Origin of the sequence: Streptomyces angustmyceticus (assembly GCF_019933235.1) — a bacterium.
GTDB classification, from domain to species: Bacteria; Actinomycetota; Actinomycetes; order Streptomycetales; family Streptomycetaceae; genus Streptomyces; species Streptomyces angustmyceticus.
This window is the reverse complement of record NZ_CP082945.1, coordinates 7,398,706-7,417,352: the sequence shown is the minus strand read 5'-3', so window position 1 is coordinate 7,417,352 and position 18,647 is coordinate 7,398,706. Positions and strand designations below refer to the sequence as shown.

Genomic DNA, 18,647 nt, shown 5'->3' with positions numbered 1-18,647 from the left:
CTCACCGTTCGTTGTGGTCGCTGGTGCCGCGTGCGGCGTCTTCGAGTTCGCGCAGGACGTGTTCCTCCACCAGGTCCGCCAGGGCGGCGACCGTGCGGGTGGTCAGCACGTCCCGGGGGGTGAGTTCCACGCCGAAGGTCTCGTTGACCCGGGAGGCGATGCGCAGGCTGCGCAGCGAGTCGCCGCCGAGGGCGAAGAAGTCGTCCTCGGCGCCCACGGCCGTCTCCAGGACCTCGGACCAGACGTCCGCGAGGAACTGCTCGGTGGGGGTGCGCGGGGCGACCTGGGCGGCGGGCTCGTGCGGGTCGGGGCCGGGCGCGGGCAGGGCCGCGCGGTCGGTCTTGCCGTTCTCGGTGAGCGGGAAGCGCTCCAGGACGACGAAGGCCGAGGGGACCATGTGCGGGGGCAGCGTCCGGGCGGCGTACGCGCGCAGTTCGGCGCCGGCCGGGACGTCGGTGTCCGGTGCGGCGAGCAGGTGGGCGACCAGGCGCGGCGTCCCGGGCTCGTCCTCCCGTACGGCGACCACGGCGTCCCGGACGGCCGGGTGGCCCACCAGGACGGACTCGACCTCGCCCGCCTCGATCCGGTGGCCGTGCAGCTTCATCTGGTGGTCGGTGCGGCCGAGGTAGTGGAGTTCGCCGTGGGCGTCGCGGCGGACCAGGTCGCCGGTGCGGTACATCCGCGCGCCCGGTGCGCCGAACGGGTCGGCGAGGAACCGGGTGGCGGTCAGGCCGGGACGGTGGAGGTAGCCGCGGGCCAGCGACGGTCCGCTGATCCACAGTTCACCGGGGACCCCGTCGGCGACCGGCCGCAGCCGCGCGTCGAGCACATAGCTGCGGCTGCCCGCGCGGGGGCGCCCGATGGGCGGCGCGGTGCCGTCGGGCACCAGCGGCCCGGACCAGGTGGCGACCACCGTGGTCTCGGTGGGCCCGTACGAGTTGATCATCCGGTGGTGCGGGGCCCAGCGGGCGACCAGGTCGGCGCCGCAGGCGTCCGCGCCGACGATGAGGGTGCGCAGGTCCGGGAGGCTCCCCGCGGTGGCGGGCGGCACCGTGGCGAGCGCGGCGGGCGGCAGCAGGGTGTGGGTGATGCCCTCCCGGCGCAGCACCTCGGCGAGTTGCTCGCCGAGCAGCGGTCCGGGCGGCGGCACCACGAGGCTGGCACCGGCCGGCAGGGCCATGCACAGCTCCAGCACCGAGGCGTCGAAGCTGGGCGTGGCGAAGGCCAGCACCCGGTCGCCCGGCCGGACCTGGTAGTGGTCGGCCTCGGCCGCGGCGAAGGCCGCCAGGCCGCGGTGGGTGACGACCACGCCCTTGGGGGTGCCGGTGGAGCCGGAGGTGTAGATCACGTAGGCGGGGTCGTCGAGGTCGAGCGGGCGGACCCGGTCCCGGTCGGTGGGCCGGTGGGCGGGTGCGTCGTCGTCCCCGCCGGCCAGGAGGCCGTGGACCTCGGCGGCCTCCAGGGTGACGGCCGGTGCGGCGTCGCGCAGCATCAGCGCGATCCGCTCGGCCGGGTACCCGGGGTCCACCGGCAGGTAGGCGGCGCCCGTCTTGGCGGTGGCGAGCTGGGCGACGACCATGTCGGCCGACCGCGGCAGGACCAGGGCGACGAGGTCACCGGGGCCGGTCCCGCGGGCCAGGAGGTGGTGCGCGAGGCGGTTGGCCCGCGCCTCCAGCTGCGCGAAGGTCAGCTGTTGGTCCGGGGCGGTCACCGCGGGCTCCTGGGGGAACCGGTCGACGGCCGCCTCGACGAGCGCGGCCAGGGTGGCGGGCGGCACGGCGTCCTCGGGCTCCGGCGCGGAACCGACGGTCAGCCGCGCGCGCTCCTGCGGCGGCAGGATGTCGATCCCGTCCACGGTCGTCGCGCCGCCGGGGGCCGCCAGGGCGCCCAGGGTGTGCACCAGCTGGGCGGCCAGGGACCGGGCGGTGGACCCCTCGAAGTACCGCGGGTCGTAGCCGAGTTCCACGCTCAGCCGGGTGTCGGGCGAGATGACCACGGTGAGCGGGTAGTTGGTGGCCTCCAGGGCGTGCAGGTCGCGGACGCGCAGGCCGTGCGCGGTGGCCGCGGTGTCGTTGATCGGGTAGTTCTCGAAGACCACCAGGCTCTCGAACAGCGGTGTTCCGGCGGGCAGTTCGCTCCAGGCCCGCAGGTCGGACAGCGGGACGTGGTCGTGGCCGCGGGCGTCGGCCTGTACGGACTGCAGGGCGCCCAGCCAGTCGGCCGGGGCCGCGCCGCCGTCCACGGCGCACCGCACCGGCAGGGTGTTGATGAACAGGCCGGTGATGGCGTCGGCACCGGGCAGGTCGGCGGGCCGGCCCGAGACGGTGGTGCCGAAGCAGACCTCCCGCTCGTTGCTCCAGCGCGACAGCAGCAGGCCCCAGACCCCCTGGACGACGGTGTTGAGGGTGAGGTGGTGGCGCCGGGCGAAGTCCTGGAGCGCCACGCTCTCCCGCTCGCCGAGCCGCTCGGAGAGCCAGGTGCCGGCGCGGGTGGCCGCGCCGGGCGCCGGGCGCCGGTCGTACGGCAGCGGGGTGGGTGCGGTCAGGCCCGCCAGCGCCGTGCGCCAGTGGGCTTCGGCCGGGGCCGTGTCGCGGGCGGCGAGCCAGGCCGCGTAGTCGGCGAACGGCCTGCGGTCGGGCAGGTCCGGGGCGTCGCCGCGGGTCAGCGCCGCATGGCAGGCGAAGACGTCCGACAGGACCTGGAAGACGCTCCAGCCGTCGAGCAGCACATGGTGGAAGGTCCACACGACCCGCACCTCGGCCGGGGAGAGCCGGACGAGGGTGAGCCGCAGCAGCGGCGCCCGGTCGAGGGCGAGCCCGCGGTCCCGGTCGTCGGCGAGCAGCCGCGCCAGTTCGGCGTCGCGCCGCTCCTGTGTCAGCGCGCTCCAGTCGAGTTCGGTGACGGGCAGGGTGACGGAGCGGTGGACGGTCTGCAGGGGCTCCGGCACCTCGTGCAGGATCACCGCGCTGCGCAGCACGGGCGTGCGGTCGACGACCTGCTGCCAGGCGGCGGCCAGCAGGTGGGTGTCGGGGACGCCGTCCAGGACGAAGGTGGCCTGTTCGACGTAGAGCCCCTGGTCGGGCTCGTCGAGCCCGTGGAAGACCAGGCCGGTCTGGGTCGGCGTCAGCGGGTAGACGTCCGTGACGTCCCGGCCGTCGCCGACGAGCCGGTCGACGGTCTCCTGGTCGAGGCGGACCAGCGGGAAGTCGGCGGGGGTGCGCCCGCCGGCGCCCGGCTCCGCGCAGTGCCGCACGATCTCCCGCAGTTCGGCGGTCATCTCCTCGGCCAGCGCGGCCACGGTGGCGCGCAGGTGCAGGTTGGCCGAGTAGGACCAGGTGAACTCCAGGCGCTTGTCCGCGACCAGGCCGACGACATCGATCAGGTGCGGCCGGTCGGCCGCCCGGTCCATGTCGCCCGCCAGCCCGCCGTACGGCGCGTGCAGCAGACCGTCGCCCGCGGACGCGCTCCAGTCCTGCTGGCCGAGGTAGTTGAAGGCGATCTGCGGGTCGGCCGGCAGCTCCGCGCCCTCTTCCGGGGTGCGCAGATGGCGCAGCGCGCCGTGTCCCAGGCCGTGTCCCGGCAGGGCCCGCAGGCCCTCCTTGGCGGACTTCAGCGCCGCGGCGAGGTCCGCGTGCGGCGGCAGGTCCAGGGCGACCGGGAACATGGTGGTGAACCAGCCGACGGTGCGGGAGAGGTCGATGTCGTCGAAGATCTCCTCGCGGCCGTGGCCCTCCAGCCCGATCCGCACCCGGTCGTGGCCGGTCCAGCGGGCCAGCACCCGGCCCAGGGCGCACAGCAGGACGTCGTTGATCCGGGTCCGGTAGACGTCCGGGACGTCCTGGAGCAGCCGGCGGGTCTCCTCGGCCTCCAGGCGGACGGTCACGGTGTCCTCGGAGTCCGCGGAGTTGCGGCCGGTGTGGTCGGTGGGCAGGTCCGTCAGGCCGTCCGCGGCGCTCCAGTGGGCGAGTTCGCCGTCGAAGCCGCCGGCGGCGGTGTGGTCGTGCAGCCGCTGCGCCCAGGCGCGGAACGAGGTGGTCTTGGGGCCGAGCCCGGCCCGCTCCCCCGCTCGCGTCCGGCGGTAGGCGGTGTCGAGGTCCTCCAGGACGATCCGCCAGGACACCGCGTCGACGACCAGGTGGTGGGCCGCCAGCAGCAGGACCGGGCGGTCCTGTTCGCCGCGGTGGCACAGCGCGGCCTTCAGCAGCGGCCCCTGCGCGAGGTCGAAGCCGGCGCACAGGGCGTCGGTCAGCCGGCGCAGTTCCTCCGCGCGGTCCTGCGGCTCCAGGCCGGAGAGGTCGTGGACCGCCAGGTCGGGTGCCGCGCCGGGCGCCGCGGTGTACTGGCGCCGGTGGCCGTCGCCGGTGGTCTCGTACACCGTGCGCAGGGCGTCGTGGTGTTCCAGCACCGCGGCCAGGGCGGCGCGCAGCGCGCCCTCGTCGACCTCGGCGGCCAGCTGGAAGGAGAGCGACTGGGTGAAGTGGCCGGGGCGGTCGGGGACGCTGTCGAACAGCCAGTGCTGGACGGGGGTGAGCGGCACCTCGCCCACCACGGGGCCCTGTTCGGCGGTGGACACCGTGGCGGGCAGCGCCTCGGCGGCCGCGGCCAGCGCGGCGACGGTCTGGTGGACGAACAGGTGCCGCGGGGTCAGCGCGAGGCCGGCGCGGCGGGCGGCGGAGACGATCTGGATGCTGAGGATCGAGTCCCCGCCGAGCGCGAAGTAGTTGTCCTCCGCGCCCACCCGGGCCACGCCCAGCACCTCGGCCCAGATCCCGGCGAGCGCCTTCTCGGTGTCGGTGCGCGGCGGGACGTGCGCGGTGGCCGGGGCGGACCAGTCGGGCGCCGGCAGGGCACGCCGGTCGAGCTTGCCGGTGGCTCCCAGCGGCAGCCGCTCCAGGGGGACGACGACCGCGGGCACGAGGTGGTCGGGCAGGCTCCGGGCGAGGAAGGCGCGCACCGCGGCGGGGTCGGCCTCCGCCGTGCCGCGGGTGACCACATAGCCCACCAGGCGCTTGTGCCCGCCCGTCTCGACCACCCGCGCGGCGGCCTCGGCGACGTCGGGGTGCCGGGCCAGCGCGGCCTCGACCTCGCCGAGTTCGATGCGGAAGCCGCGCACCTTGACCTGGTCGTCACCACGGCCGAGGTACTCCAACTGCCCGTCGGCGTCCCAGCGCACGAGGTCGCCGGTGCGGTACATCCGCTCGCCGGCCGGGCCGAACGGGTCGGCCAGGAAGCGCCGGGCGGTCAGTCCGGGCCGGGCGAAGTAGCCGCGCGCCACGCCGGTTCCGGCGAGGTAGAGCTCGCCGGGTACGCCGACCGGGACCGGCCGCAGGTGCGGGTCGAGGACGTAGGCCCGCGCGCCGGCGACGGGGCTGCCGATCGGCGGGGTGCGGTCGGGGTCGGCGGGGTCGCAGTACCAGGCGGTGGCGTAGACGGTGGCCTCGGTGGGGCCGTAGATGTTCGCGACCCGGCAGCCGGGGACGGCGGCGCGCACCTCCCGCACGGTACGGGCGGCGAGCCCCTCGCCGGCCAGCACCACGGTGTCCGCGGTGACGTGCACGGTGTCCTCGGCGAGGAGCTGGCCGAGGGCGGAGGGCACGGCGCTGAGCAGGCTCGCGGTCCAGGGCGCCGAGCGTTCGGCGAGAGCCAGCAGGTCGCTCACGATCTCGACGCAGCCGCCGGACAGCAGCGGGCTGAAGATCTCGAAGACCGACACGTCGAAGTTGAGCGAGGTGGACGCCACGACGTGGGACAGGCCCCGGCCGCCGAACTCGCCGGCCGCCCAGTCGGCCAGCGCGACCACCGACCCATGCGTCGCCACCACGCCCTTGGGCAGGCCGGTCGAGCCCGAGGTGTGGATGACGTAGGCCGGGTGGGCGGGCAGCAGCGCGCCGCTCCGCTCGCCGTCGCCGAGGTCGGCGGCGGACTGCGCGGCGAGCCGGTCCGCGGTCGCGGGGTCGTCCAGCGCGATCCGGGTGGCGGGCCCGTCGGGCAGCCGGCCGGCCAGCGCGGCGGTGGTGAGCACGATGTCCGGACCGATGTCGTCGAACAGGAAGGAGACCCGCTCGGCCGGGTACTTGGGGTCGACCGGCAGATAGCCGGCGCCGCTCTTGAGCACCGCCAGCAGGGCCGTGATCAGGTCGGCCGTGCGGGGCAGGGCGAGGGCGACGAACCGCTCCGGGCCGGCGCCGGCGGCGACCAGCAGCCGGGCCAGCCGGTTGGCGCGCTCGTTCAGCTCCCGGTAGGTGAGCCGGTCGTCGCCAGCCAGCACGGCGGTGGCGTGCGGGGTGCGGCCCGCCTGCGCCTCGAACACCTCGGGCAGGACGCGGCGCGGCGCCGTGGCGGCCGCTCCCCCGAACTCGCGCAGGATGCGCCCGCGTTCGTCGCCGGTGAGCAGCGGCAGGTCGCCCAGGCGGCGGTCCGGGTCGGCCGCCATCTCCGTGAGCAGCACCCGCAGGCAGGTGCCCATCCGCTCGACGGTCGCCGCGTCGAAGGCCGCCGGGTCGTAGTCCAGGGCCACGGTGAGGCGGTCGCCGGGGGCGACGATCACGCTGAGCGGGTAGTTGGTCGGCTCCAGGTCGCGTTCCTGCTGGATGCCCAGGCCGTGCCGGGCGAGGGCGTCGCTGTCGAAGGGGTAGTTCTCGAAGACCACGATGCTGTCGAACAGGTTCGTCCCGCGCGGGACCTCGCTCCAGGTCTGGAGGTCGGTCAGGGAGACGAAGTCGTAGCGCCGCGACTCCGACTGGGCCGTCTGCAGGTCGCGCAGCCAGTCCAGCAGCCCGCGCCGCCCGTCGGTACGCACCCGGGTGGGGAGGGTGTTGATGAACAGGCCGACCATGGCCTCCACCCCGGGCAGGGCCGCGGGCCGCCCGGAGACGGTGGTGCCGAAGACCACGTCGTCGCTGTTGCTGTAGCGGGACAGCAGCAGGCCCCAGGCGCCCTGCAGCACCGTGTTCATGGTGAGGCCGGCGCGCTGCGCGGTCTCCCGCAGGCGGGCGGAGTCCGCCTCGTCCAGCGTGACGTGGACCGAGCCCGACGACGAGGCGCGGTGGGCCTCCAGGGGCTTGCGGTCACGCGGGAGTTCGGTCGGCGAGGTGAAGCCGGCCAGCGCGGTGCGCCAGTGCCGCTCGGCCCGGGTGCTGTCCTGCTCCGCGAGCCAGCGCAGGTAGCTGCCGAAGGGCGGGCGGGCCGGGACCTCGGGGCGGCGGCCCGCGGTGAGCGCCGCGTACCGTTCGCAGATCTCGTCGAAGACCTGGGCCGCGCTCCAGCCGTCGAGCAGGATGTGGTGGAACGTCCAGACCAGCCGGACCCGGTCCTCGGACAGCTTGATCAGGGCCAGCCGCATCAGCGGGGCGGCGGCGAGGTCGAGACCGGCCGCCCGGTCCTGGGCGAGCAGGGCGGTCAGTGCGTGCTCGCGGTCCTCGTCGCTCCACCCGGTCCAGTCGTGGTGGGCGACGGGCACGGTGGCCCGCGCCTGGACGACCTGGAGCGGCTCGGCGGTCTCCTCCCACACCAGACGGGTGCGCAGCATCGGGTTGGCGTCGGCCGCCTGCTGCCAGGCCGTGGCGAGCGCGGCCGGGTCGGTGACGCCGGACAGCACCAGCTGGACCTGGTTGAAGTAGGTGTGCGAGTCGGGGTCCATCAGGCTGTGGAACAGCATGCCCGCCTGCATGGGCGTCAGCGGGTAGATGTCCTCCACCGCGCGGCCGTCCGCCGCGACCCGGTCCACTCCCGCCTGGTCGAGGCGGGCGAGCGGGTAGTCGGAGGGGGTGCGGCCGCCGGCGTCCGGGGCCGCGCAGTGCGCGACGATGTCCTCCAGCGCCGTGAGCATGCCGGTGGCCAGCGCGGACACTGTCTCCTCGCGGTGCACCGCGCCGCTGTAGTACCAGGTGAGTTCGAGGCAGCGCTCCTCGACCCGGCCCACCACGTCCAGCAGGTGCGGCCGGACGGACTCGGGCGCGTCGGCGCCGCCCAGCCCGCCGTGCACCGCGCGGATCAGCCCGCCGTCGCCGGACCAGTCGAACTGGCCGAGGTAGTTGAAGCTGATCAGCGGCTGCGGGGCACCGGTGAGTCCGGCGGCTCCGGCGAGGTGCCGCAGCGCCCCGTGGCCGAGCCCCCGGCCGGGCACCGCGCGCAGTTGCTCCTTGACGGACTTCAGCGCCGCGGCCCAGCCACCGTCCGGGACGTCCAGGGCGACGGGGAACAGGGTGGTGAACCAGCCGACCGTACGGGACAGGTCGACGCCGTCGAAGAGGTGGTCCTCGCGGCCGTGGCCCTCCAGGCCGACGGCGACGGTGCGCTCGCCGGTCCAGTCGGCCAGCACCCGGCCGAGCGCGGTGAGCAGCACGTCGTTGATCTGCGTGCGGTAGACGCCGGGCACCTTCTGCAGCAGGTCGCCGGTGCGCCGCCGGTCCAGCCGGACGGTGACCGAGCGCAGGTCGGCGATGGTGTTGCTGCCGTCGGCGTCGACGGGCAGCGCCGTGGCGCAGTGCGCGGCGACCTCGCTCCAGTGCGCGCGTTCCCCGTCGAAGAGACCGGCCTCGGTGTGCTCGTGGAGCCGGCGGGCCCACTCCTGTACGGAGGTGGTCCGGGCGAGCGGGCTCGGCTCACCCGTGCGGGCCTGCTGGTAGGCGCTCTCCAGGTCCTCCAGCAGCACCCGCCAGGAGACCCCGTCGACCACCAGGTGGTGCACGGTCAGGAACAGCCGCGGCGGCCGGCCCGGCGCGCCGGTGAAGAGGCGGGCGGCGAGCAGGGGGCCGGTGTCCAGCCGGAAGCCGGCCTGCGCCTCGGCCATGGCGGCCTCGGCCGCGGCGGCGCCCTCCTCCTCGTCGTGTCCGGACAGGTCGTGCACCCGCAGCAGGGGCGGTGCGGCGGCGTCCGGGGCGGGGCAGTGCTGGTGCCAGGTGCCGTCCGGCCGCTGCGCGAAGCGGGCCCGCAGGGCGTCGTGGTGGGCCCACAGGGCGTGCAGGGCCTGCTCCAGCGCCCGCGGGTCGGGCTCCTCGGCCAGTTCGATGACGAGGGACTGGTTGAAGTACTCCGGGCGCTGCGGCGCGGCGTCGAGGAACCAGTGCTGGATCGGGGTGAGGGCGATGTCCCCGGTCACCGGGCCGGTGCCGCTGACCGGTGCGGCGGAGCCGGTGGCGGCGGCCAGCGCGGCGACGGTGGGGTGGCGGAACAGGTCCCGGGGCGTCAGGGTCAGGCCCGCCCGGCGGGCGCGCGAGACGACCTGGATGCTGAGGATCGAATCTCCGCCCAGCATGAAGAAGTTGTCCTCGACGCCGACCCGGTCGACGCCCAGCAGGGCGCACCAGATCTCGGCGAGGATCCGCTCGGCCTCGGTGCGCGGCGCGAGGTGTTCGCCGGCGGTGGCGGCCGACCAGTCGGGGGCGGGCAGCCGGCGCCGGTCCACCTTGCCGTTGCCCGTCAGGGGCAGCGCGTCCAGGGTCACGAACGCGGCGGGGACCATGTAGTCGGGCAGTTCGGCGGCGAGCGCGGCACGCAGCTCGGCGGACCGCGGCACCGCCCTGCCCGGGGCGGGGACGAGGTAGGCCACCAGCCGCTTGCGGCCGCCGTCCTCGGGGACGGTCACCACCGCTTCGGCGACGGCCTCGTGGCGGGTGAGTACGGCCTCGATCTCGGCCGGTTCGACGCGGAAGCCCCGGATCTTGATCTGGTCGTCGGCGCGTCCCACGAAGTGGAGTTCGCCGTCGGCGCTCCAGCGCACGATGTCGCCGGTGCGGTACATCCGGCTCCCGGCCGGTCCGAACGGGTCGGCCAGGTAGCGTTCGGCGGTCGCGCCGGGGCGGCCGGCGTAGCCGCGGGCGAGCCCGGCGCCGGCGAGGTACAGCTCTCCGGGGATGCCGGGCGGCTGGGGCTGCAGCGCGGCGTCCAGAACGTAGACCCGCATGTTGTCCAGGGGACGCCCGATGGGCAGGGCGGCGGGCAGCGGGTCGCCGGCGCGGAAGGCACGCCGGGTCGCGAAGGTGGTCGTCTCGGTGGGGCCGTAGCCGTCGACCACGGTCAGGCCGGGGCAGGCGTCGAGGACGCGGCGCACCGCGGCGCCCGGCACGGCCTCGCCGCCGGTCCACACCTCCCGGGCGCCCCGCAGGCACCCGGGGTCCTCCTGGGACAGCAGGCGGAACAGCCCGGCGGTCAGCCACAGGCAGGTGACGCCCTGTTCCTCGATGGCCCGGCGCACGGTGGTGGCGTCCACGTCGGCCGGCGGGGCGAGCACGGCCCGGCCGCCGCGCAGCAGGGGCACCCACAGTTCGTAGGTGGCCGCGTCGAAGGCCTGCGGCGAGTGCACCAGGACCCGGTCGTGTCCGTCGAAGGCGCGGTCGAAGGCGAGCGCCACGACGTCCCGGTGGCGCACCGCGACCCCCTTGGGGCGGCCGGTGGAGCCGGAGGTGAACATCAGGTAGAGGGCGTTGTCGGGGTGGAGCGCGGGCAGGGAGGTGCCCTGCGGGGCGGCGCCGGCCGGTACGGCCTCGTCCGTCACCGGCAGGACGTGGCCGCCGGGCACCGTGGCGCGGGCGGTCTCCTCCCAGGCGGCGTCGGTGAGCACCAGGCCGGCGGTGGTCTCCGCCAGCACCTGCCGCAGCCGCTCGCGGGGCGCGCGGCCGTCCAGCGGGACATACACGCCGCCCGCCTTGACGAGGGCCAGTTGGGCGATGACCAGAGCGGCCGACCGGTCCATCAGGACCCCGACGGGGGTCTCGGGGCGCACCCCGAGCCCGGTCAGCCGGTGGGCCAACGCGTCGGTGCGGGCGTCGAGTTCGCGATAGGTCAGCCGGGTGTCCCCCGCGTCCAGCGCGAGGGCGTCGGGGGTGCGGCGGACCTGGGCGGCGAACAGGGTGGCCACCGTGCCCTCGGGCAGCGGGGCGGCGGTGTCGTTCCACTCCTCGACGACCTGGCGGCGGCGTGCCGCGCCGAGGACCGGCAGCCGGGCGGGCGGAAGCTGAGGGTCCGCGGCCAGGCCCGTCAGCAGGACCGTGAGGTACTCCCCCATCCGCTCGATGGTGGCCGCGTCGAAGAGTTCCGGGTCGTAGCCGAGGCGCAGGGCCAGTTCCCGGCCCGGGTAGGCGACCAGGCTCAGCGGATAGTTGGTGGTCTCGATGCCGTCGAGGCCGCTGAGCCGCAGGCCGTGCGCGGCGGCGAGGTCGCCGCCGACGGGGTAGTTCTCGAAGACCACGATGCTCTCGAAGAGCGGGACCCGCTCGGGCAGGTCGCTGAACGCCTTCAGCCGGGCGAGCGGGACGAAGTCGAAGCGCCGGTCCTCGGTCTGGATCTCCTGCACCCGGCGCAGCCAGGCGGTCAGGGTGCCGTCGGCGGGGACCGTCAGCCGCGTCGGAACGGTCGCGATGAACAGGCCGTTCATCGCCTCGACGCCGGGCAGCTCCGGCGGGCGGCCGGACACGGTGGTGCCGAAGACGACGTCGGAGCGCCCCGTCTGGCGGGCCAGCAGCAGCGCCCAGGCGCCCTGTACCAGCGTGTTCATGGTCAGGCCCGCGTCCTTGGCCAGGCGGTCCAGGCGGCGGGTGGTGGCGGCGGGCAGGGAGATCCGCACCGCCTCGGTGGACTCCGCGCGGTGGGCCTCGCGGGGCTCGCGGTCGAAGGGCAGCGCGGTGGGCTCGCTCCACCCGTCGAGCCGGTCCTGCCAGTGCCGTTCGGCCTGGTCCCAGTCGCGGCCCCGCAGCCAGGCCACGTAGTCGCGGAACGGCCGGCGGCTGGGCAGGCCCGCCCCGGCGGGCGCGGCGCCGTCGTCGTCCGCCCGGTCGCGCAGCGCGGCGTGGCAGCGGAAGACGTCGGAGAGCACCTGGAACAGGCTCCAGCCGTCCAGCACCAGGTGGTGGAAGGACCACACCACCTGGACCTGGGTGTCGGAGAGCCGGGCCAGGACCAGGCGCAGCAGCGGGGCGGCGGCGAGGTCGATCCCGCGCCGCCGGTCGCGGTCGAGCAGCTCCGCCAGTTCGGCCCGGCGCTCGTCGTCCGACAGGGCGCGCCAGTCCAGTTGGGCGACCGGCACGGTGACGCCGCTCTCCACCACCAGCAGCGGTTCGGGCACGTCCTCCCAGACGACGCGCCCGCGCAGCACGGGGGTGCGGTCCGTGACCTGTTGCCAGGCCGCGGCGAGGGCCCGCGGGTCGGGCACGCCGTCCAGGACGAAGGTGAGCTGCTGGAAGTAGACGCTCTGGTCGTCCTGGGAGAGCCGGTGGAAGAGCATGCCGGCCTGGGTGGGGGTGAGCGGGTGGATGTCCTCGACGGTGCTGCCGTCGCCCGCCAGCCGGTCCACGGTGGGCTGGTCGAGCGCGGCGAGCGGGAAGTCGGAGGGGGTGCGGCCGCCGGCTCCGGGCCGGGCGGCGTGCCGGGCGATGCCGCCCAGCGCCCGGACGAAGTCCCCGGCCAGCCGGGTGACGGTCTCCTCGTGGTGGAGGTTCGCCGAGTAGAACCAGGTGAACTCCAGGGCGTCGCCGTCCAGCCGGCCGACGACCTCCAGGGCGTGCGGGCGCGGCGCGTCGGGGTCGGCGTCCAGCGCCAGTTCGCGGTGCGGCCCGCGGTAGAGGCTGCCGTCACCGCCCGGTGCGGCGAACTGTCCGAGGTAGTTGAAGCTGAGGCCGGCGGTCGGTGTGCCGGGCAGGTCCGCAGGCCGGATCAGGTGCCGCTGGACGCCGTAGCCGAGGCCGCGGCCGGGCACCGCGCGCAGCTGCTCCTTGACCGACTTCAGCACGGTGCCCCAGTCGGCGTCCCGCGCCACGGCGAGGGCGACCGGGTAGCGGGTGGTGAACCAGCCGACGGTCCGGCTGAGGTCCACGTCGCCGAAGAGTTCCTCGCGGCCGTGGCCCTCCAGGTCCACCGGGACCCGGTCGCGTCCGGTCCACTCGTGCAGCACCCGGCCCAGCGCGCTCAGCAGCACGTCGTTGACCTGGGTGCGGAAGGCCCGGGGCAGGGTGTGGAGCAGGGCGGAGGTGTCGTCCGGGGTGAGGCGCACGGTCACCGAGCGGGCCGAGGCGTAGGTGTTGGCGCCGTCGAGGTCGGTGGGCAGCGCCGGGTCGCAGGTGCGGGCCAGCGCCGTCCAGTGGCCGGTCTCGTCCTGGAAGCCGCCGGCGTCGGCGTGCGCGGTCAGCCGCCTGGCCCAGTGGCGCAGCGGGGAGGACTTCGGCGGCAGCGCCCCGTCCGCTCCCTCGCGGCGGGCGCGGTAGGCGCGGTCCAGGTCCTCCAGCAGCAGCCGCCAGGAGACGCCGTCGACGACGAGGTGGTGGACGGCCAGGTGCAGGACGGGGGGCAGACCGGTGCCCCGGTCGTGGAGCACGGCGCGCAGCAGGAGGCCGCGGTCCAGGTCGAACGGCCCGTGGTGCGGGGCGTCGTCGTCGGGGCCGGTGTGATGCTGGAGGACGGGACCGGGGGCGCCGGCGTCGATGTGCTGGTGCCACCGGCCGTCGGCGTCCTGGACGAAGCGCGAGCGCAGGGCGTCGTGGTGGGCGACCACGTCCTGGAGGGCGGCCTCCAGCGCCGTGGCGTCCGGGCCGTCGGCCAGCTCGACGGACATCGTCTGGCCGAAGTGGCCCGCCCGCGCGGGGTCGCTCTCGAACAGCCAGTGCTGAATGGGCGTCAGCGGTGCCCGGCCGGTGGCCTCCGCCTCGGGCTGCCCGGGGGCGGGCCGGTCCGCGGCGTCCGCGCACTGCGCGAGGGCGGCGACCGTCTGGTGCCGGTAGACGTCGCGGGAGGTGACGGCCAGGCCGGCCTGCCGCGCCTGGGCGACCACCTGGATGCTGAGGATCGAGTCGCCGCCCAGCGAGAAGAAGTTGTCGTCGACGCCGACGCGCTCGACCCGCAGGACGTCGGCCCACACGGCGGCGAGCGCCCGCTCGGTGGCGGTGCGCGGCGCGACGTAGTCCGTCGTCCCGGCGGTCGTCCAGTCCGGGTCGGGCAGCCGGCCGCGGTCCAGCTTGCCGTTGGGGTTCAGCGGCATCGCGTCCAGGACGACGACCGAGGCGGGCACCATGTAGTCGGGCACGCTGCGGCCGAGCAGCCGGCGGATCGCGCTCGGCACGAGTTCCGCGCCGGGCGCCGGGACGACATACCCGATCAGGCGCTTGTGCCCGCCGCTCTCCCGGGTGGCGGCGGCCGCCTGGGCCACCCCGGCACAGCGCAGCAGCGCCTCCTCGACCTCGCCCAGCTCGATCCGGAAGCCGCGCACCTTGACCTGCTGGTCGGCCCGGCCCAGGTACTCCAGCTCGCCGTCGGTGGTCCACCGCACCAGGTCGCCGGTGCGGTACATCCGGCTGCCGGGGCCGGCGAAGGGGTCGGCGACGAACCGGGTGGCGGTCAGGCCGGGGCGCTTGAGGTACCCACGCGCCAGCCCTCTGCCGCCGAGGTACAACTCGCCCGTCACGCCCGGCGGTTGCGGCCGCAGCATGCCGTCCAGGACGTAGCAGCGGGTCCGGGCGACCGGCCGGCCGATGGGCGGGGCCTGCTCGGGCGGGGCGTCGCCCGCGAACCAGGCCGTGGCGTAGACGGTGGCCTCGGTCGGGCCGTAGATGTTGGCGACCTGGGAGGACGGCATGGTCTCCCGGATCTCCCGTACCGTCTGCGCGGGCAGCGCCTCGCCCGCCAGGACCACCGTGTCGGCGGTGACGGTGCCGGCGTCCCGGGCGAGCAGCCGGGAGACCACCGACGGCACGCCGCTGAGGAGACCGGCCTGCCGCGGCGCGGCGTCCGGCCGGTCGGCGAGGGCCGGCAGGTCGGCCACCACTTCGATGCTGCCGCCGGACAGCAGCGGGCAGAGGAGTTCGAAGACGGAGACGTCGAAGTTGAGCGAGGTGGAGGCCACCACGTGCGCCAGCCGCTCCGGGCCGAACTGCGCGCCCGCCCAGGCCGCCAGATCCGCCACGCTGCGGTGGGTGACCACCACGCCCTTGGGGCGGCCGGTCGACCCGGACGTGTAGATGACGTACGCGGGGTGGCCGGGGTCCAGCGGCCGGGCGCGGTCGGCGTCGGTGAGGTCGTCGTCCGGGAGAGCGGCCGCCTCGGCCACGGTCAGCGGATCGTCCAGCATCAGCCGCTCGGCGGCCTCGGGCAGGCAGCCGGCGGTGTCCCGGGTGGTCAGCACCATGGCCGGCGCGGCGTCGTCGAGCATGAAGCGGATGCGCTCGGCGGGATAGCCGGGGTCCACCGGCAGATACCCGGCGCCCGCCTTGAGCACCGCCCACAGGGCCGGGACCAGGTCGGCCGAGCGCGGCAGGGCCAGCGCCACCAGCGTCTCGGGACCCACCCCGCGGCCGGCCAGCAGCCGGGCGAGGCGGTTGGCGCGCCGGTTGACCTCGTCGTAGCTGAACCGGGTGTCGCCGCAGACGACGGCGGTCCGGTCGGGTGTGCGGGCGGTCTGCGCCGCCAGCAGCTCGGGCAGCGTGGAGTCCGGGCCGTCCTGCTGCGGGGCGTTCCAGGCGTCGAGCATGGTGCGGCGCTCGTCGTCCGTCAGCAGCGGCAGTTCGGCGACGGTCCGCTGCGGGCCGTCCGCCATGCCCTCCAGCAGGAGGTGCAACTGACGGCTCATCCGGGCCACGGTCCGGGCGTCGAAGAGGTCGGTGTTGTACTCGACGGTCAGCCCGAACGACCCGTCGCCGCGCGGCAGGAACTCCAGTACCAGGTCGAAGCGGGCGGCCGGGCGCGGCAGCGGATGCTCCTCGATCCGTACGCCGCCGGCCTCCCGCGGGTGCACCATGGCGGTCTGCTGGACGACCAGGACCTGCACCAGCGGGGTGCGGCTGGGGTCGCGCCGCGGGGCCAGCTCCTCGACGACCCGGTCGAACGGCACGCTGTCGTGGCTGAAGGCGTCCAGCAGCGTGGACCGCACGGTGTCCAGGAAGCGGTCGACGGTGGCGGTGCCGTCGACGTCGCTGCGCAGCACCAGGGTGTTGACGAAGAAGCCGGTGACCTCCTCCAGTTCCCGGTGGCCGCGCCCGTTCGTGACGGTGCCGAACGCGATGTCGCGCTGGCCGCTGTAGCGGGAGAACAGCACCGCGGCCGCCCCGGCGAACAGGGTGAACACGGTGGTGCCCTTGGACCGGGCGAGGGCGGCGAGGCGTTCGGCCAGGTCGGCCGGCAGCTCGTGGCGGTGGGCCGCGCCGGCCGTGGTGCGCACCGGGGGCCGGGGCCGGTCCGTGGGCAGGTCCAGCTGCGGTGTCCCGGCGAGGTGCCGCTTCCAGTACGCGAGGTCGTCGGCGTGCCGGGCCGGGGTGGGGTGGGCGCGCTCCCACACGGCGAAGTCGGGGTACTGCAGGGCCGGTTGTGCCAGGCCGAGCGGAGTGCCGTCCGCCTCGGCGGCGTACAGCGCGGCCAGTTCGCGGACCAGCACGCCGACCGACCAGCCGTCGGTGACGATGTGGTGCTGGGCCAGGAGCAGCAGGTGGTCGTCGTCGGCGAGCCGGATCAGCAGGGCGCGGGTGAGCGGGCCCTCGCGCAGGTCGTAGGGGCTCTCCAGCTCCTCGGCCAGCAGCCGCTCGGCCTCCGCTTCGTGGCGGTCGGCCGGGAGGTCGCCGAGGTCGACGGTGCGCAGCGGCAGGGTGGCGGTGGCGTCGACGCGTTGCACACCGCGCCCGTCCACCGTGGTGAAGGTGGTGCGCAGGGAGTCGTGGCGGGCCGCGAGCCGGTCCAGGGCGCGGCGCAGCGCCCCGGCGTCCAGCGGGCCGCCCAGACGCACCCCGACGCCGGTGTTGTACTCGGTGCCGCCGCCCGTCAGGTCGTCGAGGAACCACAGCCGCTGCTGGGCGCCGGACAGCGGCAGCGGCCGGTCGCGCGGGGCCGGGGTGACCGGCGGCACGGTGTCCGCGGTGTCCGGGTCGCCGAGGAGCGGCACCAGGCCGGCGATGGTCCGGGCGGTGAACAGGTCCCGTACGGACAGCCGGTCGCCGAACTCCTCCCGGATCCGGGACAGCACCCGCACGGCGAGGACGGAGTCGCCGCCGAGCGCGAAGAAGTCGTCGCCGGTGCCGACCGGGTGCACCGACAGCACGTCCGACCAGATGCCGGCGAGGGTCCGCTCGGCGGGGGTGCGGGGCGCGACATGGCCGGGCTCGGGGGCGCGGGCGGTGTCGGGCGCGGGCAGCGCCCGCCGGTCGATCTTGTGCTGGGCGGTCAGCGGGAACGCGTCGAGGACCATGACGGCCGAGGGCACCATATGGGCGGGCAGGCTGCGGGAGACCGCGGCGCGCAACTCCGCGGGCTGCGGGGACCGGTGGGGGTCCGCGGCGGTGACGTAGGCGACGAGCCGCTGCCGTCCGGGCTCGTCCTCGCGCACGACGACCACTGCTTCGCCGACGCGGGGATGACGGGACAGCGCCGCCTCGATCTCGCCGGGTTCGATGCGGAAGCCGCGCACCTTGACCTGCCGGTCGGCCCGGCCGAGGAATTCGAGTGCGCCGTCGGGGTTCCACCGCGCCAGGTCGCCGGTGCGGTAGAGCCGGCTGCCGGGCGGGCCGTACGGGTCGGCCACGAAGCGGGCGGCGGTCAGCCCCGGCCGGTCGAGGTAGCCGCGTGCCACTGCGGTGCCGCCGAGGTACAGCTCACCGCCGGTGCCCGCGGGCACCGGCCGCAGGGCCGCGTCCAGCACATGGACCTCGGTGTGCGGCAGCGGTCTGCCGATGGTCGGCGTGCCGCCGCCCACGGCCAGCGGCCCGGTCCAGGACGCGACGACGGTGGCCTCGGTGGGACCGTAGGAATTGATCATCCGGCGTCCCGCCGCCCAGCGGTCGACCAGCTCGGCCGGGCATGCCTCGGCCCCCACGATCAGGGTCCGCAGGTCGGGCAGGCCGCCGGCGCCCGGGGCGGGCACGGTCGCGAGCGCGGCCGGCGGGATCAGGGCGTGGGTGATGCGGTGTTCGGCCAGGACGGCCGCGAGTTCCTCGCCCAGCCACGGCCCGTCGGGCGGCACCACGAGGGTCGCGCCCGCCAGCAGGGAGATGCACAGCTCCAGGACGGAGGCGTCGAAGCTCGGGGAGGAGAACTGCAGGACGCGGGCGCCCGGCGCGACGTCGTACCGCGCGGCGGCCGCGGCGGCGAAGGACGCGAGACCGGTGTGGGTCACCACCACGCCCTTGGGGGTCCCGGTGGACCCCGAGGTGTAGATGACGTAGGCGGGGTGCTCGGCGCACAGCGGCGCGAGCCGGTCGGCGTCCCGCGGCGCGTGGTCCGGGCCCGTGGGGGGCCGGGTCTGCGCCGGGTCGTCGAGCACCACCGCGGGCCGGGCGTCGGACAGCATCAGGGCGCGGCGTTCGGCGGGGTACGCGGGATCGACCGGGAGGAACGCGCCGCCCGCCTTGGCCACGGCGAGTTCCGCGACGACGAGTTCGGCCGAGCGGGGCAGTACCACGGCCACCGTACGCTCCGGCCCCGCCCCGCGCCGGATGAGGTCGTGGGCGAGGCGGTTGGCCAGCCCGTCGAGCTCGCGGTAGGTCCAGGTCCGCCGGCCGTCCGTCACCGCGGGGGCGTCGGGGGTGCGGGCCGCCCATGCGGCGAACAGGTCCCCGAGCGGTGTGCCGGGCCCGGGACGGACCGGGCCGGACCCGGGGGCCGGGGGGACGGTCCGGTCCTGCGGCGACGGGGACGACGGTGCTGAACTCTCGTGCTGGTCCGTCATGGAGGTCGGTCCTTCT

General features: G+C 75.7%; 1 protein-coding gene. It reads right to left on the bottom strand.

The window, feature by feature from the left end:
* Position 1: 1 nt before the first annotated feature.
* Positions 2–18,631: a non-ribosomal peptide synthetase gene (locus tag K7396_RS33075; protein ID WP_152104485.1), complete on the bottom strand. Its 18,630-nt coding sequence runs from the start codon at positions 18,629–18,631 to the stop codon at positions 2–4.
* Positions 18,632–18,647 lie beyond the last annotated feature (16 nt).